Source organism: Deltaproteobacteria bacterium (assembly GCA_016235345.1).
GTDB lineage: Bacteria > Desulfobacterota > Desulfobacteria > Desulfobacterales > Desulfatibacillaceae > JACRLG01.
Genome location: JACRLG010000029.1, coordinates 14,814 through 36,906, shown reverse-complemented (window position 1 = coordinate 36,906; position 22,093 = coordinate 14,814). Strand labels below are relative to the sequence as shown.

At 54.3% G+C, this 22,093-nt stretch carries 11 protein-coding genes, 1 tRNA gene and 1 pseudogene; 10 read left to right on the top strand and 3 right to left on the bottom strand.

What is annotated here, in order from left to right; genetic code table 11:
* Window positions 1–299 precede the first annotated feature (299 nt).
* Window positions 300–833 carry a hypothetical protein gene (locus HZB23_15470; protein MBI5846056.1) on the top strand — a complete coding sequence of 178 codons (534 nt, stop codon included), beginning with the start codon at window positions 300–302 and terminating at the stop codon, window positions 831–833.
* Window positions 834–1,698: 865 nt separating this feature from the next.
* Entirely contained in the window at window positions 1,699–2,283 is a 585-nt protein-coding gene (locus HZB23_15465) for a hypothetical protein (protein MBI5846055.1), read from the top strand.
* 67 nt (window positions 2,284–2,350) lie between these two features.
* Here the strand turns inward: HZB23_15465 and HZB23_15460 are convergent.
* Window positions 2,351–3,513, bottom strand: a pseudogene (locus HZB23_15460) (IS4 family transposase).
* Between the two features lie 920 nt (window positions 3,514–4,433).
* Between HZB23_15460 and HZB23_15455 the strand changes: the two are divergent.
* The 4 genes from HZB23_15455 (at window position 4,434) to HZB23_15440 (ending at window position 10,447) form a co-directional block, all read left to right on the top strand.
* Window positions 4,434–5,642, top strand: coding sequence for a DEAD/DEAH box helicase (locus HZB23_15455; GenBank protein ID MBI5846054.1), 1,209 nt, complete (start codon window positions 4,434–4,436; stop codon window positions 5,640–5,642).
* An 81-nt stretch (window positions 5,643–5,723) separates the two neighbouring features.
* Window positions 5,724–7,214 carry a hypothetical protein gene (locus HZB23_15450; GenBank protein MBI5846053.1) on the top strand — a complete coding sequence of 497 codons (1,491 nt, stop codon included), beginning with the start codon at window positions 5,724–5,726 and terminating at the stop codon, window positions 7,212–7,214.
* A 437-nt stretch (window positions 7,215–7,651) separates the two neighbouring features.
* Window positions 7,652–9,022 carry a hypothetical protein gene (locus HZB23_15445; GenBank protein ID MBI5846052.1) on the top strand — a complete coding sequence of 457 codons (1,371 nt, stop codon included), beginning with the start codon at window positions 7,652–7,654 and terminating at the stop codon, window positions 9,020–9,022.
* 375 nt (window positions 9,023–9,397) lie between these two features.
* Window positions 9,398–10,447 carry a site-specific integrase gene (locus HZB23_15440; GenBank protein ID MBI5846051.1) on the top strand — a complete coding sequence of 350 codons (1,050 nt, stop codon included), beginning with the start codon at window positions 9,398–9,400 and terminating at the stop codon, window positions 10,445–10,447.
* A gap of 233 nt (window positions 10,448–10,680) precedes the next feature.
* Here the strand turns inward: HZB23_15440 and HZB23_15435 are convergent.
* Window positions 10,681–10,756 (bottom strand) — tRNA-Arg (locus HZB23_15435).
* Between the two features lie 917 nt (window positions 10,757–11,673).
* On the opposite strand from HZB23_15435, the gene HZB23_15430 reads away from it, so the two are divergent.
* The 3 genes from HZB23_15430 to HZB23_15420 all read left to right on the top strand — a co-directional run bounded on the left by HZB23_15430 (window position 11,674) and on the right by HZB23_15420 (window position 16,636).
* Window positions 11,674–14,418 carry a PAS domain S-box protein gene (locus HZB23_15430; protein MBI5846050.1) on the top strand — a complete coding sequence of 915 codons (2,745 nt, stop codon included), beginning with the start codon at window positions 11,674–11,676 and terminating at the stop codon, window positions 14,416–14,418.
* A gap of 42 nt (window positions 14,419–14,460) precedes the next feature.
* Window positions 14,461–15,825, top strand: coding sequence for a YihY/virulence factor BrkB family protein (locus tag HZB23_15425; protein MBI5846049.1), 1,365 nt, complete (start codon window positions 14,461–14,463; stop codon window positions 15,823–15,825).
* Between the two features lie 403 nt (window positions 15,826–16,228).
* On the top strand, window positions 16,229–16,636 hold the full coding sequence (locus tag HZB23_15420) for a hypothetical protein (protein MBI5846048.1): 408 nt from the start codon (window positions 16,229–16,231) through the stop codon (window positions 16,634–16,636).
* A gap of 144 nt (window positions 16,637–16,780) precedes the next feature.
* Here HZB23_15420 and HZB23_15415 read toward each other — a convergent pair whose 3' ends face one another.
* Window positions 16,781–17,209 (bottom strand): DUF3783 domain-containing protein, encoded by a 429-nt coding sequence (locus tag HZB23_15415; protein ID MBI5846047.1) that lies wholly within the window; start codon window positions 17,207–17,209, stop codon window positions 16,781–16,783.
* A 304-nt stretch (window positions 17,210–17,513) separates the two neighbouring features.
* On the opposite strand from HZB23_15415, the gene HZB23_15410 reads away from it, so the two are divergent.
* The gene (locus HZB23_15410) at window positions 17,514–22,085 is read left to right on the top strand and encodes a response regulator (GenBank protein ID MBI5846046.1); all 4,572 of its coding nucleotides are present in this window, start codon (window positions 17,514–17,516) and stop codon (window positions 22,083–22,085) included.
* Window positions 22,086–22,093: the final 8 nt, after the last annotated feature.

The window sequence follows — 22,093 nt, the reverse complement described above, 5'->3', positions numbered from 1 at the left end:
GGCATATACAGCGAAGGGAGCTGTCGATCGTGGTCGCAGCCACGATCAAACGTAGGCACGATAACAACCAGGGCGAATCAATATGGGGGATGGGCGACATGAAGGCATTCACTGTCGGTGCCGGACATGTCTGGATCATAAGCACCATGGAGCACCGGAATTAAGAGAGGCTGGTAACGAAAAGTCGGCTTTCTGAGTCCCTGGCAGGCCTGCATAGAGGGCTCTCCGACCCTAACCAAAAGTCCGCATGAACAAACAACTTGTGCCCTAACAACTGGGCGCGGCAAAGGAGTTAGAAGATGGCATTAAAAATTACATTTCATAAAACAGGAGCGAACTCCGAAAGTGCATTAATTGGTGACCTAACTCTTTTTAACGGAACAAAGGTCGTTCATACGGTTACCGCATTTTCAGGCGGAAACGGCAACCACCCGCTTGATGATGGCAACTATCGTATTCATCTCGATATTCGAGGCGATGAAGGTACTGCCGTGTGTGATAATGAAGGTGCCCTCAAACCTTACTATGGCATACAAAACTTGCCTGAGGAAATAGCCAATTGTAATGGCACTACCGGGTATCCCCGATTAGAATGGGGAAGTATCCGCGCCAGACTGAATCCGCAAAGCGGCACCGATCACGGGTACTACCTTCATGGAAAGGAAAGAGCAGGGGACTGGACCCATGGATGCGTTTGTGATCGCTCGGGAAAAATAATGAATTACCTTTGGAACCTAGATAAGCCGCCCAGGAGTGTCGACGTAATTGTTACAGGTGGTAAACAATTCCCTATAGAGGAATTGGTAAAAAAGAATTTGATAATTGTTAAATAGAGATTGTGCGGGGTTAAGCGAAAAGAATGCCCCATATTACCGGGAGCGGAAAATATTTCCGTGGGCTTGTTGGCAGCCGGAGGAAGTCAAGTGTTGAGCCCGCTTCCATGCCTGGGCACATGGAAATCGAAGTTGCCCCGTAATATATCGATAAGGCTCACTTCATCATACAGGCCTCGGGGCTTATCCATCCTGCAAGTACTGTTTTTGGCGAAACTATTGGAGGCTGCACCTGCCGGAAAGGAGACTTCAGAGAAGCAACCGTCATGATTTGAGAGGGAGCCCCAGTCCCAGAAGGCGACGTTTTGCACGTACACACGTTCTGGCCAAAGACGCAGCCTTTGCCGGCGCCAATCTGGCCAGGAGCTGTCATATCGCCTCCAGGCTGCCGCACAACGGGGCATTCATGTGGAGTAACGAGGGTTGAGCCCTTTTCAGCTTAATTTGTATAGGTGCCTTTCTCGAATCGCCCCTGCGCGAGGCAAGGCTGATGGATTCCGATCACATTGATGGTCGCTACAGGCAGAGTTGTCTAAGTTCTTGGAAGGCTCGTTACAGCCGGCAGATCAGCCTTGCGTGGACCTTGAGGCCGGAGGGTCGCTATCCTGGGAGAATGTCATGCTTAAGGGTCTTGCAAACCTCTTATCCCTTCTCACCGAAATCAAGTTACGTAATGGAGGAGAGCAAGAGGCTGAAAACTTCGTTTTGAAAAAAACGAAAAACTACCTGGAACGGCTGATGTTGTAGATGTATCAACACGCCTGCGTGTTGGTGAAAATGTTACGATGCTTGCTTCTGATCTGCACGACCACATCTTCTCGGAAATCATCGCATTTGATTTTACTCTTAACGAATGGAGGGGTATATGAAGCTGAATTGGCGAGACGCAATTGGCTTTATCATATTTGTAACTTTGGCCGCACTGGCTGGATATAACATGTTGATTGGCATACCATTCGCAGAAAACATATTTGACGTAGCAACTAAGCTAGTTGGAGCACTCATCGTGATTACAGCTTTCGTCGAGCGCACTACAGCTGTTATAGGCTCAATATGGTTCGATGATGATATCGACAAAGCATCGGCAGAAGAAAACAGCGCTCGGAAGGCACTAAAAGATAAGCCTGAAGATACCGAACGGCTCAACAAACTTAGTGACTCGTCTATGAACTTGGCTACTTGGCGGGCCAAGAAAAGCAAAATGAGGTTATATCTTTCGCTGTTTATGGCCTTGGCTGTTAGTGCCGTGGGTGTTCGGACACTTGGAAGCCTTCTACTTATAGATACACCTAAACTTACAGTAACTGCTTTCCAACGCTGCTTTTATTATACTGCTGATATAGTCATCACTGCAGGGCTTATTGCAGGTGGCAGCAAAGGCTTAATTATGATTGCTGACCTTATATCGACTATTATTCAGCATACAAAAGAAAAGTTGCTATCTAAATGATTGATGCGTTGACGCTGTCTCCGCAGCAAGCGTGTTATACAATGGTTTCGAGGTCACTGCTGTCCGGTTAAAAGTTGTTGAAATCAAAAGATAATTGGCCACAAGTTGCCATGGTTTGTCGAGTCGGCGGCGGTTCGAAAAGTTCATAAAGATTCCGGCGTTCGAACAGGGTCAGTTGCAGCAACTTGAAGATCTCGGTGATGGACTGTCCGAGTTTGGCGCGCCATTTGTAGAAGGCCAGGAGCAGGACCGTGATCATCGCGATCCAGATTTGCGTCAGAACCGCGTTTTTGCTGGTTCCGAGAAAGCTCTTTATGCGCAAGTTCTGCTTGATCCACTTGAAAAAAGCTCCACCTGCCAGCGTTGCTTGTAAATGTCCGCCACGGTCTTGGCGCAGAGGTGGAAGATGTTGGTCAGGAAAACATAGTGTTTGCCGGTCTGCGGATCGCGATAGCCCACGCGGCGAAGGGGGATCGGGCAGTCCCCCGATTTCGGACCGTCCAGCATGATCGTCTGATCGCTCGTAAGGCCCGTTTCTTTGCGGACGGCGCGGCGTTCGACGATCCGGTAACTGACGTTGCGTTTCAGGCGGGTGACGAAAAAACAGTGGTTTTTTTCCATCTGCGCAAACTATTTGAAGTCGGTGTAGGCGCGGTCGACCGCCACGATTGAGCCTGGCGGCAGGCAAAGCGTGCGCGCGATTTCGATGTCGCTTGTTTTGGCGTCCGAGACTTCGACGAAGGCCGGGATCAGGCCGTCGTGGTCCAGCAAGGTGTGGGCCTTGATGCCGCCCTTGGTGCTGCGAAAAGACGCCCAGGGAAAGACGCTGAGGCACAGGTCGATCACGGTGGAATCGAATGAATAGAGCTTGTTTTTGAAGTGGAACCGCTTTTTGGGGGCCACGGCGGCGCATCGCGCGTAGGTGCGGTCGAAAATGGCCTGGAAATACTCAGCCGGGCGGTCGTTGTTGGCGTCGGCCAGCGTCGAACGACGGACCGCGCCTGCGCCTGCGTGATAAAGCCTCGCCGAATGGGCGTCGAAATGCCCTTCGATGTCCCGCAGGCTCTGGCGGTTGCCGAGTTGGGCGAACATCATTGCGACGAACTGGCTCCACCTGGAAAGGGTGCGGTACTTGCGCTTCGGGGCGAACCCGGCTTGCTCGATTTGGCGAAAATCATGTCTGTCAACAAGTTGTAGCAGTTGCGAAAGGATTGTGCTATGGTGCGCCATGGGTCTGAATCTCCTTTGTGTTCAGTGCGTTGTCGTGAACTCACTATAACACAATTCGATGATTCAGGCCCATTTTTTTGATTTCTTAACCGGACAGCAGTGATACAATATGATCCTGTCCGTAGCCAATATGATGAAGTTCAAAAATGGCACGTGTCTGATTGGCTGGCCAATAAGAACAGATCTAAAAAGGAATCTGCAGACTTGGAACTACTTGATAAAGCAGGGATTACACCCATGTATAAATGTTATTAATCAATGGGTTCGAGATGGGCCGGGGGCTTTGCACCGTCGTACGCAATATATTAAATGGGATAGTGGATGGTAACGCCCCCCGCTCAGACAACCAAGAGCCATTAAAACTCCAACGTGATCCTGCAACAGCCGCCCGCCTTAACAATCGACATTCGAGACTGCCCCTTGGTGACCTGAGAAATTGAACCCTTAAGGATTGCTGTGCTGATTGTTTGGTTTTCAAGGAAATTGACCTGAAAAGTTCCCCGCCCGCACCCACTTTAGGGTCCAGTTCAAAGGCTGGGGTCAGGTTTACAGGCAATCCTTGTCGGTAGTTCCCGCCGGAGGCATCCCCTTTGTCCTCCAACCCAAAAAATACAGAGAATTGAATCCCATTATCCCCGACAGGTCTTTTCCAAGCAAATTCACACCAGAAAGGTAGGAAATGAATGAAATCACTTTCCAGAACAAAACAGCGAGCCTGACAACTGGTGATAGGCTCGTTTACGACACAGTAAGAAAGAGCCTCACCTTCGCAGTTCCAGGCGCCAAATATTCACCATTATATAAAGCCGGAAGATGGGACGGAAAAAAGTGCTTCCTCACCGGCCCCGGCTGGACCTTCCCTGCCGGGCTTGTCCCCCCACGTCCAGACCGCCCTGGCGAAGAAGAAGTTTTCAGTCCCCGTGCGTGACATTCGGAACCACTCAAACACCGCCCCGGCCCCGCCCGATGCTGTTATCGAGAAAAGCCTGATCGGGACGGTCCTTCGTGATTATCAAATCGCCGCAGTCCAGGCCATTTTCGACAGCACTCGCGGAATCGTCCAGGCCCCCACTGGATCGGGTAAGACCAAGATCGCCGTTGCCGCCATGAACTGGGCGATCCGCACCAAAGGGTTGAAGACCCTCTTACTGACCCACAAGCAGGAGCTTCTATACCAGACCGAAAAGTCGCTCCGGGAATCCACTGGGATCGAGGCCGCCATTTTCGGTGACGGAGAATCCCCGCTGATGAAGCCTGCAAACATCGGGATGATCCAGACCCTTTCCGGGCGACTTGCAAAAAAAGACCCCGCCGTCCTTCACCTTCTTAATAACGTCGACATGCTCATCATCGACGAAGCGCACCACGGAGACACTGCATCATTCCAGGCCGTCTGTAATGCCTGTGACGCTTTTTATCGGATTGGTTTGACCGCCACCCCGATGATGAAGGGCGAGATCGAGGATATGCAGCTCATGGCCGTTACAGGCGGGGTGATCTTCCGAATCACTTTGCAGGAATTGATCGACCGGGGATTGTTGGCGCAACCCTTCATCAAGTTCGTTCGGGTATCTGAAACCCAAGCCGCCATGAAACGGTCAATGACGTGGCAGAGTGCCTACCGCGACGGCGTCGTTGAAAACCCTCACCGCAACGCCCTGATTATAGCCGAAACCGCCGACTTGGTTCGGAAAGGGTGTCAGGTTCTGGTTTTGGTGAATGAAATTCGTCACGGGGAGATTTTACAGAAAGCGTTTATTGATGGCGGATTCCGCTCGACTTACATCCACGGGAAAAAAGACATCGAAACCCGCCAGAAGGCCCTTGCAGACATCCAGAACGGCAACCTCGACATTTTGGTGAGTTCGACGATCACCGACGAGGGTGTCGACATCCCGGCCCTTTCGGCGATTGTCCTGGCAGGCGGTTGGATGTCACAGATTCGGCATTTTCAGAGAATCGGGCGAGGTATGCGTCCAAAAGGGGAAGGGAAGGAAAATCGAGTTTTTATCGTGGATTTTGCGGACCTGACCAACCGGTATCTGGCCAAACATTCCCTGGCCCGTATCAAAATCATCCGCGACGAGCCAGCTTTCCAGCTTGTCGGAACCTTTGACCCGTTTTTCTGAATCACCCCCAATAAAAATGCGGCAGTCACCGACCCACTCGGTGACTGCCGCTTCCCCTTCCCGTCGGAAAGGAACCACAATATGAGCTTGAAACTTGGCGCACTTCTTTTAACTCTGTTTCACGAAGCACCTTATCTGGTCACAGCAAAAGATGCAACAAAAATGGTGAAGGTGCTGAGGCCGAAAACGACTATCTCAGCCGTAAAAGAACGGCTGAATGATTTATCTCAAAACACTGGTTGGAAGTCATTTATTGTTCGAGAAGGAGCCGGAACCGGTCGGGAAATCCTCTACAGCCTGAAAAACCCGATTCCGCCGTCGTTTAAACATGAAATCATGCAATTTCGGAGGTTTATCATAACTTCGGAGGTATTTGCGGCGAAGGTGGCTAACTTAGGTTCAGAACCTAATTCAGAACCTAATTCTCCCGAACCTAATTCAGAATTAGGTTCCTCCAAAAACCTATATTTATTTAATCTTAAAAGAAAGGTTTTGGGAGAAATTCCATCTCCATTTTCTCCAGAAGAAATCACCTCCGAATCCATCCTTTTCAAATCCAAGTTCGGGAACGAAGAAACAGTTCCCGAACACTTGGTGTTTAACATGGCTTTACTTTCACCCCCGATAAAAAGGTTCCCCGTTTTGATTCCGAGTGAAGTAGTAAAAGTTAAGTCACCCGAACCCCCAAAAAAGGGAGCCAGCTCGAAACCTTCCAAATCCCCGAAAAAGGGAATCTCGCTTCCGTTTCGCAAGCCCGCATCTCCAGGTGATACCGAAATCGAGGATATGTTCAGAGAAGACGAAGCCTTCGACGAAGCCCTGTACAGCGGCCACCCGAAGTATTGGAGGATGATACCCGCGCAACGGGATTACGAGTTCCTCAAAGCCTACCTGAAGCAGCTTCTCACCGTCAAACCTGGGGAGTTCGGGCTGAAGCATTTCAAGAACGCGCTGTTCCCGACAAAAGCCGAGATGAGGTCGCTTCCGGCCAAAACCCGACGTGATTATACCAGAGCCCGCGAATATGCCGATAAACAAGCCTACACCTACGAAACCCACCTGGACATGATGTTCAAGTATTACAGAAGCAAAGGAATCATGGTCCCCGAAAAAGGCGGCTGGCGCGAGCAACAATGGCCCCCGCTCCAGAACCTCGCTCCGAACGATGACTCAGCCTACGCCAGATGGGTCAGCGAAGGCGGGAATATGAAAGTCCTTATCGTCCGGGCCGACATCGAAGACTCGCCAAGGCTTTGCCCGGAGAACTGGATCACCATTCCACGGACCGACCCCAACTGGGTTGCGGAAACCAGGAAAGCCAACTCCCTGCGAATCAAGATGTACGAAGAATACCTCATCCCCGAACTGCTCCGCTACATTAGCGAATCAAACCCTGGCGCGCGGCTCAACACCTTCGGCGGCCCCCAAGCTGTCACCAACGCCATTTTGGATGGCCTCTTGGCCCTCGAATACGTCGAAGGTTGGGGGCCGGGCGGGATGCACATGCGAGAAGACCTTCGATTTTACAAACTCCCGCCCCTGTCCGAAATGCGGTTCAAGCCAATTGTGTGAATCTTTCCCGGAAAACGCTTCTAAGCCCCCTAAACGGCCTGGAAGCGTTTTCCTTTCATCCAATTACCACTTTACCCATTGGAAACGATCCTTGACCCCTCTCAGCTCCGAGAAACCATATCCGAAACTTTTTATTAACACGCGATTTGACCCACAGCTTTCCAAACCCCGGAAAACGGGATTTGGCATCCGAAAATGAACCCCTCACCTTTTGGCCCGACACTACATCTTGTGGCCTGAAAATCCAAAATTGGCAAAGGAAAAAACAGAACTGCCACCACAAGATGTAGTTTTGAAGCCTTAACCCGTTTCCGCGTGTCGGAGCTTTGCCAACGAGCCTCAATTTGGCGTCCAAACCCTGAAACTCACTCGGACACGTTTCAAGCCCTTTTGAACGGTCCTTGACCCCTCTCACTTCGTCACAAAGGAAGTATTGAATGTTCCCGACCGCCTTTCAAAGAAGCCTGATCGCCCTCATGTTTCAGGACACCAGTTTCCGGGACATGGCCTCGGCCATTATTGCCCCGCCGCTTTTCGACGGCAAGGTCGAAGCCAAGATCGCTGGCATCCTGATCAACTTTTCGAAAACCTATCCTGGCATTGTCATCACCCAGGCCGTCGTCGTCAACGAGGTCAAGAAGCTCGCAGCCAAAAAGGAGATGGACAAGGCGGACCTGCCCGGAGTCCTCGACATCATCAAGCTGTTCGGAGTCCCCATTGCCTCCGAACCCTACATCCGAAAAGAATTCCAGGCTTTCGCAACCCACAAGATTTTGGAAACCGAGATCATCAATTCGGTGGACCTGCTCAAGAAGGGCCAGTACGACGAAATCGTCCGGCGCATCAATTCAGCCCAGGCTAAGACTTCGGCGTGTGCCGTCCATGAGGAATTCTACCTGATTGCCGGGATAGAAGACCGCATCGCCGAGTATGAAGCCGGTACCGCTTTTGCCGAAGGAGTCAGCACCTCAGTTCGGGAACTGGACAATATGCTGTTCAGCCGTGGTGTCGCGCCCAAGGAAATGATCGTTTTCTGTGGTGCAGCCGGTCGCGGAAAGTCCATCCTGTTGGGAAACATCGGTTTGCGGGCAACCCACGCCGGAGAGGTCGTTCTGTATTACACCTTGGAAGTAGACCGGAAAATCGTCATGGCCCGCTCCGACGCCTGCGTAACCGGGATCGCTTTCGACAATCTGGCCATGGACTTCATGAAGGCCAAAGCCCAGTGGGACATTTACCGCCGCGTTCCGCCTGTCGGAGAGCTGATCCTGCTGGACAAGCTCCCCATGACCCTGAAGCCTTCCCATATCCGCGCCGACCTGCACCGCATCAACGAAACCAGGGTGAAGATGGGCCTCAAACCCGTTTCCGTCGTCATTATTGATTACGCGGACATCCAGGCGTCGGACAGGAAGAACGACGATAAGCGTCTCGACACCGGCGACATTTACGTGGACGACCGCAGTATCGCCAAGGAGTTCGAGGTTTCCGTTTTCACCGCTTCCCAGGCGAACCGGGCGAACCTCTGGAAAAAGAACGTCGACCTGGATGCTTTGTCCGAAGACTTCTCGAAAGCCTTCACCGCCGATTACGTCGTCGGGATGTCCCAGACCAAAGAAGAATTGGCCATGCGCGATTCAACTGGCCGGGGAACCGGAGTCCAGCGGTTGTACGTCGGAAAGAACCGGAACGGCCCCAAGGCTGGTTGCGCGACGCTGATGACCGACCTCGCCCGCTCCAGGTATTCCATGGGCGACTGGGATGAATGGGACAAGGGCGTTTATGGCTGTCTGACCTGCCATTTGTAGGAGGGTGATATGTTTGATTTTCGTAGGAATATTCAGAATAGATATCTATAATTATAATTAATTAAGCTTGTTATGCCATCATTCCACACCTCGGGTTGACATGTAAAAGCTTATCTTAGCACATTGTCTGGCAGGAATAGCTTTATCAGTTTCTGTCAGACAAAAACTAAGAAAAAGCTTGAACCATGAACACATTGTACAAAAACGAACCAGAAAATCAAAAAGTTGACAATAAAACCGACTTGGAAATAATGACTCCCAGGGAGGTCGCCCTTTTCCTGAAGAAAAGCACCAGTTGGGTTTATGAACACTGGCAGGAAGTGGGCGGCAGAAGGCTTGGGGGTTCTCTGGTATTTCCATCAAAGGAGAACCTATATGAGCGTTTATTCGGACAAAAAGAAGGGATGGAGATTCGACTTTGTCCTGAAGGGGATTCGTTACACAAGCCCCTGGTACGGGACAAAGGGTCAAGCCTCAAAAGCCGAGGCAAAACAAAGAGAGGAGGCCCTGAACCCCGCCCAGGAAAACCCATCAACCGGCACGGCATTTTTGGAGATGGTCAATCTAAGGCTTGATCACGTCAAGGCCTATAACTGCCCCCGGCATTATCAGGAATATTTGTACATAGCCAAAAGGTGGGGGCGGGCATGGGGTGATTTCGAGGCCGACGAAATTGACCGGGACATGGTGGAAGACTACCTTTTAAATAGGTTGTCAGCCGTATCTGCTTCCGCCGCGAACAAAGACCTTCGCAGCCTTCGGGCGACCTTCAACTTCGCCAAGAAACGAAGCATTATAAAGGTGAACCCCACCGATGGGATTGATTTCTTCCCGGCTGAAAAGTCGATCCGGTACGTCCCCAACTCCGAAGACCTGGACAAAGTCATTGCCGTAGCTTCCCCCGACGACCAGGATTATCTTTGGACCCTTCGGGACACCATGGCCCGCGTCAGCGAGATCAATGGCCTGATCTGGGAAGACGTGGACCTGGAGAAGCGGTTCCTGGTGCTTTACACCCGGAAGAAGAAGGGCGGCCACCGGACGCCCCGCAAAGTCCCGTTGACGAGTCGGCTCTATGTAATCATGGCCCGTCGGAAGGTCTTGCGGGATCAAAGCGTTCCTTGGGTGTTCTGGCACACCTACCGGGAGAAGAAGTCGGGTGAGATTATCAAAGGCCCGTTTCTGGATCGGAAGCGGATCATGCAGGGGCTTTGTAAAAAGGCAGGGGTTCCGTACTTCCGGTTCCACGCCTTCCGGCACTCAGGGGCGTCACTGATGGAGGGGAATAACGTCCCCGTCAGCTCGATCCAGCGCATCCTGGGCCACGAGAACCGCTTGACGACAGAGATTTACCTTCACAGCTTGGGGCAGTCCGAACGGGACGCGATGGACGTTTTCGAGGCGGCTGCAAACCACAAGGGATAGATAAATGCTGGACGGTTCTGGAACTCTTTTTGTTGGATGGTCGTTTTCGGATATTTTCGGGTTTGGCCTTTTCAACCACTCGAAAATAAACCGTATCCTTGCGACCACTGCCAACGGAGGCCCGGAAACACAGCATTTGAAAAAAGTCCCGCATAAAGTCCCGCACGATTGGTTTTACAAAGGCGAAGGGGTTACGGACCGACTCCGTAACCCCTTCATTTCACTGCATTTTTTGGTGCGCCCGGCAAGATTCGAACTTGCGACCCCCAGCGCCGGAGGCTGGTGCTCTATCCCCTGAGCTACGAGCGCGTTCGTTTCGTGGCTTATAGGCAATGTCGGGCGGAGAATCAACAAAAATTCATATATTTTTGTGACTCTATACTATTCTCAGCACGTCGGGCCGATTTTTCCCTCACCCCGGCCCTCTCCCAGAGGGAGAGGGAGAGTTGAGTTACCATAGCTAACCCTACCCTCGCCCTCTGGGAGAGGGTGGACGAAGGCCGGGTGAGGGAGCTTGACCGAGCTGTAAATAGTTCAAGCCACATATATTTTTTAACTGCGGGCCGCATTGGCCGTCTTGAGGCGGCCATAAAGGCCTTGTAAGTCCACAATTAAGTTATGTATGATTTTTCGTGTTTCAATTTCCACAAGTTTCGCTTCTGTCCCGTATGCTATAATGAAAAATACGGAGCGCAACAATTTTCAGCATGAGCGAAAAAGTAAAAGGGGCCTTTCACCCTGCGCTCCCGGGAAAAACCGCCTTGCCGAAAACAATTCACAGCCATGATGGAAAAATGCAGTTCCCTACCCACCGGCAAAGGCAAAACCGGGCGTTGCGCTTCAAGGCCGGTTCCTTCCGGCGCGCTGTTACACGAGGCAAGGTTCTTTTCCCTTACTGAGGCGATCCGGCTAGGCGGGAAATGTCCCGGCCTTCCTCCTCCGGCTTTTTCGGAAACGCCAAAATCATACCCGATCCATTTCCCGGCGATATTACTGGGAGCAGGGTTTAATTCCATTTTTTGAACTCCCAAAAACGGCGTAGGAGCAGGCTTCTAGTGTTTCGCCCCTCGGCCAGGTTCCATTAAAACGGAAAAGAACCATGCTCCGCTTAACAGTTGCATTTGCCCGTTGCCTTTTCGCATATGATTCGGGAGTGATATCGGGCCGTTTTCAGAGCGTGGATTTGATGGAGATTTTTTTGCGAAAACCCCCGGCCGAGGTGCCCAATGGAAAACAATGAATTTGCGATGCCGGCCAATGACGCCAAAGGGGACAGCCCTGCCGATGCGGCGCGCCGGGAGAGCGAGTTGCACCTGATGGACATCACGGCCAATATACCGGGGGTGGTTTATCAGTTTCTGGTAAGCCCGGACGGGTCTTTTTCCCTGCCATACTTAAGCTCCGGGGCCGAGGGATTGCTGGGGAGGCCGCTTGCCGAGCTGACCGACATGGACCGCCTGTTGGAAAACATTCATCCCGATGACAGGGCCATGTTCAGTCAGTCCGTGGCACTGGCGGTGGAACGGGTGGAACGCTGGGCCTGCGAATTCCGTTTAGTAAAACCCGATGGAGGGATTATATGGGTTAGCGGCTCATCCAACCCCGGGAGGCTTCCCGAGGGCGGCGCTCTCTGGAACGGCGTGCTCCTGGACGTCACCGTCCGCAAGCTGGCCGAGGACGCCCGCCGCGAGATGGAGTTCATCGTCAACCGCAGCCCGGCAACGGCCTGGCTCTGGAAAGCGGTCCCCGGCTGGCCGGTGGAGTTTGTCTCGGAAAACGTTTCGGCTTTCGGCTACACTGCGGAGGATTTCACGAGCGGGCGGGTGGATTTTGCCTCCATCGTTCACCCCGATGACCTGGCCAGGATCACCTGCGAGGTAAAGCGCTTCACCTCTCTGGGCCGCGACGAGTTCACCCAGGAGTACCGCATAATCACGGCCCAAGGCCAGGCGCGCTGGATAGACGACCGCACGTGGGTGCGCAAGGGCGCGGACGGCCAAGTCTCCCACTACCAGGGCATCACCCTGGACATCACCGAACGCAAGGAAGCCGAGGACGCCTTGCGGAAGAGCGAGGAAAAATACCGCGCTATTTTTGAGGAATCCTTCGACGGGCTTTTCGTTACATCCCCCGAGGGAAAAATTCTCGACATGAACAAAAAGGGTGTCAGGATGTTCGGCTATGACACCAAAGAGGAGATATTGAGCCTCGATCTGGAGCGGGATGTCTACGCGCATCCGCCGGACAGAACGCGTATACTGGCCATGGTCCACGAACAAGGAACGGCCCAATACGAGGTTGTGGTAAAGAAAAAGAACGGCGAACACATGATCACGCACTGCGCCCTGACGGCGGTGGAAAATGAGCAGGGAGTGATTTCCAGTTATCGCGGCATCATCCGGGACGTCACCGAAAACAAGCGTGCAGAGGAGGCGCTTAAACAGAGCGAACAAAAGCACAGGCTCCTGTTCGAGAGCGCGGGAGACACCATCTTCATCCACGACACGGAAGCGCGGATACTGGAGGCCAACCCCGAAGCCTGCAAAATGCTCGGCTACACCCGCGAAGAGCTGATTTCCATGACGATAAATCAGGTTGACTCACCGGCGCACGCCCGGCAGGTGCCGGAACGGATGGCCCGGTTGATGGGACACGGACATCTTTCTTTTGAGACCGAGCATCTGCGCAAGGACGGCTCGCCCATCCCAGTCGAAGTCAGCGCGCGAGTGATCAACTGGGATGGCCAGCCCGCCATTATGAGCATCTGCCGGGACATCACCGAGCGCAAAAGGGCGGAAGATGAACGGCAAAAACTTGTAGCGCAGTTGAACCAGGCCCAGAAAATGGAATCCGTGGGCAGGCTGGCCGGCGGAGTGGCCCATGATTTCAACAACATGCTGGGGGTGATCCTCGGACACACTGAATTGGCCCTGGAAGTGGTTGACCCGGCTTCTCCTCTTTATAACGATCTCAAGGAAATCCAAAAGGCCGGAAGCCGTTCGACTGACCTGACCAGGCAGCTTCTGGCCTTCGCCCGCAAGCAGACGGTGGCCCCAAAGGTGCTGGACCTGAACGAGGTCCTGGAGGGGATGCTGAAGATGCTCCGGAGGCTCATGGGCGAGGACATAACCCTGATCTGGAGCCCCGGCTCCAACCTGTGGCCGGTAAGGGTGGACCCCTCACAGATAGACCAGGTGCTGGCCAACCTGTGCGTCAATTCCAGGGACGCCATTTCAGGCATCGGCAGGGTGACCATTGAAACCGGAAAGGCCGCGATCGATAAGGACTTTTGCGCCGAACACGAGGGGGCCGCGCCCGGGGAATATGTCATGCTGAGCGTCAGCGACGATGGTTGCGGCATGGACGGGAAAACCCTGGAAAAGCTTTTCGAGCCGTTTTTCACCACCAAGGAGGTGGGCAAGGGCACTGGCCTGGGCCTGGCCACGGTTTATGGCATCGTGCAACAGAATAACGGCTTCATCGATGTCCGTAGCGAACCGGGCCAGGGGTCCGCTTTCAGGATTTATCTCCCCCGATACGGGGGCAAGGACCGCCGGGAGGGGGAGGAGGGCTTTGCGTCGCCGGCGCTTAAAGGACAGGAAACCATACTGATTGTCGAGGACGAACCCGGCATGGCCAAGGTCGCCAGGATTATGCTGGAAAAGCAAGGCTACACAGTGCTTTCGGCTGGCACACCCAATGATTCCATGCGCATCGCCGCAGAACATGCCGGACCGATCCACCTGATCCTTACCGACATCGTGATGCCCGAAATGAACGGGCTGGACCTGGCAAACAAGCTGAAACGCCTGTATCCGGACTTGAAGTGCCTGTTCATGTCGGGATATACGGACGACGTCATTGCCAACCAGGGCGTGCTGGAAGAAGGCGTGAAATTCATACAGAAGCCCTTTTCCGTCAAAGACCTTGCCGCAAAGGTGCGGGAAGCTCTTGATGAGGATCGGCCTTAGAGTCCGTAAAACGGAACTCCGCTGCGACAGGGGAATCATTATATGGTCAAGGGTTCATCCGCACCCGGAAAGGCATGGCGATTTCTCGCCCAGGGCATATGGGAGATAAGGGCACGGGACCTTTCCGTGGGGCGGGCCGTTGCGCTGCATCTTTTGAGGGTGCCGGCGCTTGCGGTGCGCGGCTACATGGAAAACCGGTGTTCGGAACGCGCCCTGGTGCTCACCTATTATACCGTCATGTCTCTGGTGCCCATGCTGGCCCTTGTTTTGGGCATAGCCAAGGGCTTCGGCTTCGAGGAAGCGGTGGAGGGCCAGCTTTACGGCTGGTTTACCGGCCAGAGGGAGGTGGTGGCGGAAGTCATCCGCATGTCCCTTGAGACGCTCAAAAGCGCCCAGGGCGGCATCATAGCGGGCACCGGGCTCCTCATCCTTTTTTGGAGCGCCTTCCGGGTGTTCTGGAACATGGAAATCGCCTTCAACACCGTGTGGGGAATCAGGAAAACCCGCAGGCTGGTAAGAATGGCCACCGACTACGTCGCTGCCGGAATACTCGCGCCCATCCTGTGGCTTGCCGCGTCAACCTCTGCCGTGGTCTTTTCCACCCACGTAAAAAACCTGCTCATGTCGGTGGATGCCATAAGCGAGATAAGCCCGTTCATCCTCTATTATCTGGGTTTTCTGCCATACTGCGTGATCTGGGTGCTTCTGTCATTCATCTACATCTTCATGCCCAACGGTCGGATCCCGTGGTTTTCCGGGGTGCTTGCCGGCATCGTGGCGGGCACTCTCTATCTCATGTTCCAGTTCTTTTACATCGGATTGCAGGTGGGAGTCACCCGCATCAACGCGGTTTACGGCAGTTTCGCCGCCCTGCCCCTCCTCCTCTTGTGGGTCCAGACCTCCTGGATGATCATTTTGTTCGGCGCGGAATTCGCTTTCGCCATCCGACACGCTGGCACCTACGCCTTCGAGCCTCTGTTTGAAAGGCTCTGCACCCGCGAGAGAACCGTGCTGGCCCTTTGCCTGGTTCATCGCGCCATGGACCGGTTTTCCCGTGGACTTTCGCCGGAAAACGCCGTTTCAATGGCGGACGCTTTTGACCTTCCCTGGCGGAGCGTGGCCGATGTCCTTGAGCAACTTGCCGCAGCCGGGGTGCTCGCCGCCACCCGGCCTGGAAAGGACGGCCATTGCAGCTATATCCCGGCCACGGCCCCCGACAGGCTGACCATCGTTTCGGTCCTGCTGGCCCTTGAACTCGAAGGCGTGAAGAACCTGCCGCCCCATCGCGAAATAACGGCGGAGCGCGAGATCAGAAGACTTCTTGACGATCTGGAGGGCCTGTGGCGGGGGGCCGGATCGAACCTGCGCCTTGGAGATCTGCCGCCCGGTTCCGGTCAGGACGGATAATCTCCAAGCCTGTAACCTCTTTTGGGGCAAGGCGACTATAGCGACAGGAGGGCGCATCCCATTATTACCAGGAGCGCAAATTATTTCCATTTTTGTTTTCCCGAAAATGGCGGAGGGAGGAAGATCGGGGCATTTCTTCCCTTTGCCGGTTTTTTAAAAATGGAAAAGAACCATGCTTCGCTTAATACATGTCTTGGCGGAAGAAGGGGGTTCCGTTTACAATACGTAATATTACAAGCAATTTGGGCCTTTATGCGGTTTTCGGGGTGTTTTGCGTGGAGCTTTTCTTTCATGGGTGAGAATTTAGTCTTGCTAAGATATAAAATTTATGTCATTTTTAAAAGACAATACTCCCATTAAAAAATCAAAAAATTCCATGACGCTTGGGCCTGTGGAGGTATCCATGTTTCGGGGGGACTCAGCCGGACGAGAAAGACGCCGCTATGCCCGTTACCGCGCACCCGAAGGCGTTTATGCCGCCATGCCCGACTCCGCCGAAAGGGTGGGGCCCATCTGCAACATCAGTCGCGGGGGTCTGATGTTTCAATATCTGGCTGACGAAGGCGTTCATATCGAAAGAGATACGGAGCCGCCCGAAGGGCGCATAACGATTTTTCTGGCAGGCCAGGGTTTTCTTTTACGGGACGTCGCCTGCCGGACGGTTCACGATCAGGCAGCAGATCAGCCAGATTCCCTCGCCTACGGTTACTGCCTGCGCCACTGCGGGGTTGAGTTCATCGGCCTGCCGGAATACTTCGCCCAGCGCCTGGACATGGTAATGGAGCATTGCGTCCGCCTGGATGAAGAATAAGTCCGGTTCATAGAAAAGTCCGAGTGCTTGTGCGGGGCCCGCCGGTTTTTGCCGACAGGCCCTTTTTGCTTCTCCCTACTGGTCGGGGATGCCTCTTAATAAGGAGTGCTGACCGCCCTGGAGGATATTGAGTTTTTCTCGCGGTCACTGCCGGGGCCGCCTGTCCATTTCCCTTTTCTCCCGCTGAAGCTCGGTGATGAGCTGCCTTAAGGTCCACGCCTCGGACGTGGGGGTGAGCACCGCCCATAACTGGGAAGGCAGGCCCAACTCCCGCCATGCGCCCATAATCTGGTGAAGCTCTTTCTCCGTGATCCCGCCCATGATTGTGGCGCGGGGCATCCGGCTCTCGTCTCCCATCCCGCTCTTGTGTTTAAGGGCGAAAAGTTCGCTCATTTTGGTTTCAGCGTCCGAAGGCAGGCAAAACACCACATCCACTCCAATAACGCCCTCGTGTTCGAGCATCTCGCAGACAGCCTCCTGTTCCAGGGGCTGACAGCCGCACACGAAAAGCTTGCGTGGCCCGTGCATTATGCATTCCGAACTGCCCACCCTGGTCATCTTTGCGTCCGTCATGGTTTTTTCCTTTCACTGCGTAAACCGTATGGCGGATTTGTCGAAAAACCATTCGCCCACGCAGGCGTAGTTGGCGGGCTGGCCGCCAGTCAGAAAAATTACGCACCCGTCCCCCTGAGCTCGGCCACAGGCAGGGCTTGCGCTTTTCCATAAGGCTCCAGAAAACCGCCTCTGTACCTTTTTGGGCCATGCTTAAAAAATTTGTTTCTTAATTCATTGATTTTATGATATTCTTTTTTATGTTCGTTTATGGTACAGGCCGTTAAATTTCGTAACCCCGATCCATGTTTTCAGGAAAAACCTTATGCGTAAGGTTCTGACAGTCCTTGCCATAGCCGCCTTTCTGTTTTCGCCCTCCCTGACCTTGGCGGCCGGCCAGCCCGACGAGTTCAACCTGGCCTTCGAGCGCATAAACGCCGAAAACGGGCTGCCCGGCCAGCAGGTTTCCTCTGTTTTCCAGGACAGCTACGGCTACATGTGGTTCGGCACAGAAAGCGGCCTTTACAGGTACGACGGATACAGGTTCAAAAGTTTTTCCCACCGGGCGGACGACGAATCCTCCATCAGCTACAACGTAATCAACTGCATAACGGAAAGCAAGGCCGGGCTTTTGTGGATAGGGACAGGGCGCGGACTCAGCCTGTTCAATCCCAAAACCGAAAAATTCATCAGCTTTTTAAACGACCCGAAAAACCCGCAAAGTCTTCCCGAAAACCGCGTCCAGGCCCTTGCGGAAGAAAAGGACGGACGGTTCTGGGTGGCCACGCTTGGAGGCCTGGCTCTTCTCGACCCCAAAACAGGCAGGTTCACGGTTTTCACTCACAGGTCCGATGACCCGGCGAGCCTGCCCAACGACCAGGTGAGGTCCCTGGGCAGGGACAAAGACGGGCGCTTGTGGGCTGGAACCAATGAAGGTCTTTGCCGTTTCGACCCGGAAAAACGCGCCTTTGAAACCTTCAGGCATGATCCCGAAGACCCCGAAAGCCTTTCCAACAACACGGTGGTCGCACTTTTTGCGGACAGCGCGGGCGTCCTGTGGGCGGGCACCCAGCTCGGCGGGCTTTGCCGCTTCGACAATAAAACTAAAAAATTCAAGAGGTTCAGACACGATCCCGGCAATCCTGCAAGCATAAGCAACGACACCATATCTTTCATACACGAAGACCGGACGGGTCGGCTCTGGGTGGGCGCAAGGGGCGGCGGCCTCAACCATATGGACCGGGCCTCTGGAACCTTCAGGCGCTACTTAAACGATCCGGCGAATCCTTATTCCCTCACGGAAAACTCCGTAATCAGCATATGCGAGGACCGGACCGGGGCCCTGTGGGTCGGCACCATGACGGACGGCGTCAACAAGATCGACCCCAACGCCATAAAATTCATACCCTACCGCTACAATCCGGCGGTAACCCAGGGACTGGGCGGCAACAAGATGCGGGGAATGTTCGAGGATTCCTCCGGCATGGTGTGGATAACCTCGGCAGACGGCGGGCTGGACCGCCTTGATCCGAAGACCGGCAGATTCACCAACTACGGACGGCGCCTGGCATCCCAGGGTGGAGTCAGGGCCGGAATGGCCACGTCGGTGCTGGAGGACCGCACAGGAACGCTGTGGGTGGGATCGTGGGACGCGGGGCTTCTTATCCTTGACAGGGAGAAAGGCGCCTTCAGGCAGGTTCCCCTTGACATAAGGAGCGGAGCGCCAGCCGGAAAGGAACTGATACTGTTCCTTCACCAGGACCCAAGGGGCGATCTTTGGGTGGGGACCTTCGGCAGCGGGCTTTTCAGGTATGACAGAAGTTCGGGGATTTTCATCCGGTACGGCCACGACCCCATGATCCCGGCAAGCCTCGCTGACGACAGGTTGCTGGCCATACTGTCGGATACCGGGGGCTTCCTCTGGGTGAGCGTCATCGGAAAGGGGGTCGACAGGTTCATCCCGGAATCCGGCGTATTCGATCATTTCGAACACCGGGAAAACGATCCGGCGTCCATAAGGGCCAACACCATTTACTGCATGCACCAGGACTCATCCGGGATCATCTGGTTCGGAACCGTGGGAGGCCTTGACCGGTATGACCCCAGGACATGCAGGTTCTCTCGCCCCGATTCGGCGGAACCCGCCTTGAACGGGCCCATTTTCGGCATCCTGGAAGACGATGCTGGCAACCTTTGGCTTTCCGGCAACTCGGGGCTGACTTGCTACAACCCAAAAACCGGCTACTTCAAGACCTACGACCGGAGGGACGGGCTTCAGGCCTCAGCCTTCGCTCCCCTTTCCTATCTGAAGACCAGAAACGGCGAGCTTTATTTCGGCGGCAACGCGGGCCTGAACCGCTTCGACCCGGCTGCCATACGCCACAACGAAACAGCGCCGCCCGTCGTATTCACGGATTTTCTCCTGTTCCACAAGAGCGTCGGGCCCGGCAGGGACAGCGTACTTTCATCACCCGTCGGCCTTACGGAAAAAATCGTGCTCAGCCACGACCAGTCGGTTTTCAGCATCGAGTTTTCAGCCTTGAACTACGCCGTGCCTGAAAAAAACCGCTTCGCCTACATCCTGGAAGGTTACGACTCCCGCTGGATAAACACCGACAGCCAGAACAGGCTGGCCACTTACACCAGCCTTCATCCCGGCAAATACGTTTTCCGGGTAAGGGGGTCCAACAACGACGGGATGTGGAACAGGAACGGGGCCTCCCTCTCCATTGTAATCACCCCTCCCTGGTGGGGGACCTGGCAGTTCAGGCTGGTGATTGCGATATTGTTCTGCTTGTTCCTTTACGGCGGATACAAGGCAAGGGTCAGGGCTGTTGAAAGCCGGAACAGGACTCTGGCGAAAAAGGTGGACGAACGGACAAGGGACTTGGTCAGCGTCAACACCAAGCTCACCCTGGAAATCGACAACCACAAGAAAACAAGCCAGGCCCTCGATTTCGAGCGCCAGCAGTTCCTCTCCATATTCGACGCCTCAAACGAAATAATCTACGTCTCCGATCCCGACACATATGAAATCCTTTATATGAACAAGACCTTGCGCGATGTCATGGGCGACGCCAAGGGGATGATATGCCACAGGGTGTTTCAAAACAGGGAGACGCCCTGCGATTTTTGCACAAACCCAATGATATTCGGGGAAAATTTAGGCAGGAGCCACACGTGGGAGATGCTGAACCCGGTGGCCGGGCGCTGGTACAGGTGCTTTGACAAGGCCATACGCTGGCCCGACGGGCGCATGGTGCGCTACGAGATGGCGGTGGACATCCATGAGAGCAAGACCGCCCAGGATATGCTGCGGCTGGCAAAGGAGAAGGCCGAGGAGGCCAGCAAGGAAAAATCCAGGTTCCTGGCCAACATGAGCCACGAGATAAGAACCCCCATGACCATCATCATGGGCATGACCCAGTTGGCCCTTGAGTCGGAACTCGACCCTCGCCAGAGGGAATGCCTTGAGCCTGTCCTGGATTCGGCCAGAAGCCTGTTGAATCTGCTAAACGACATACTGGACATGAGCAAGATCGAGGCCAACAAGCTGGAAATCCGGCAACTGGATTTTTCGCTGCCGGAACTTCTTGAAAGCACGGTCAAATCCTTCAGGGTGGTGGCTGATAAAAAGGGACTTGGACTGTCGTACTCCATCGATCGGAAAATTCCCGCAATCCTGTCGGGCGACCCCTACCGGCTTCGCCAGGTGCTCGTGAACCTGCTTGGAAACGCCGTTAAGTTCACAGCAGTCGGCTCGATCGAACTGTCGGTCAGACCCGCACCCGTTGGCGGCGAAAACGGAGGCGATCCGTCTCAGGCCCCCATCGAAACCCTCAGCCTGCTTTTTTCCGTAAGGGACACGGGCATCGGCATCGCCCCTGAGAAGCACGAATTCATATTCAACCAGTTCACCCAGGCGGAGGAATTTCTCACCAGGAGGCACAGCGGCACCGGTCTGGGCCTTTCCATTTCAAGGAAACTGGTTGAACTGATGGGCGGGGCCATATGGATTGAAAGCGCTCCCGGCCTTGGAAGCACCTTCTTTTTCACATCGCGGTTCACGCCGGGCAGGGAGACTGAAAACAGAATGCCGCTTACAGAAACAAGGATGCAGGAAGGCCTGGATATTCTGGTGGTGGAGGACAACCCGGTCATAAGCCAGATGATCTGCCTGTTTCTCGCAAGGGCGGGTTACAGGCCGTCCACGGCGGAGGACGGCGAAGCGGCCCTGCGCTTCCTGGAAGAAAACCGGGTTGAGCTGGTGTTGATGGACATACAGATGCCGGGCATGGACGGAATGGAAACCACCCGAAGGCTGCGCATGGCCCAAGGCTGGGCCACTCCTCACGACGTTCCCGTGATCGCACTCACCGCACATTCGCTGAAAGGCGACCGGGAGCGATTCCTTGAGGCGGGGCTGGACGATTACGTGGCCAAGCCCGTTGACGTGCCGATTCTGATGAAAACCATAGCCAAGGTTATGAAAGAGCGCCTTGGCGAGCCCGGCTCCCAGCAATTTTCCGAATATGCCGATGACCGGGTTCTCCCCGCGCCGGGCGCGATTCTTGACCGCGAGTGGCTTCTCGAAAGGCTGGGCCGCAACCTCGACTCGCTTAAAAAGGTGACCGAGCTTTTCCTGAAAACGGTTCCCGCAAGGCTTGACGCATTGAACCGGGCGGCTGAAACGGGCAGCCTGGAGGATTTGAGGCGCATGGCCCATTCCATAAAGGGCCTTTCCATGCAGATGGGGGCAAGCCGCACCAAAGACGCAGCCGAACGCCTGGAAAGGGCGGCTGAGGAAGGCGATTCGGCCCTTGCCGGTCGGCTCCATCCCGCCCTGGCCCTGGCCCTGGCCGAGCTGATAGACGAAATTGCGGCGGCAAACGAATAGGAGATTGT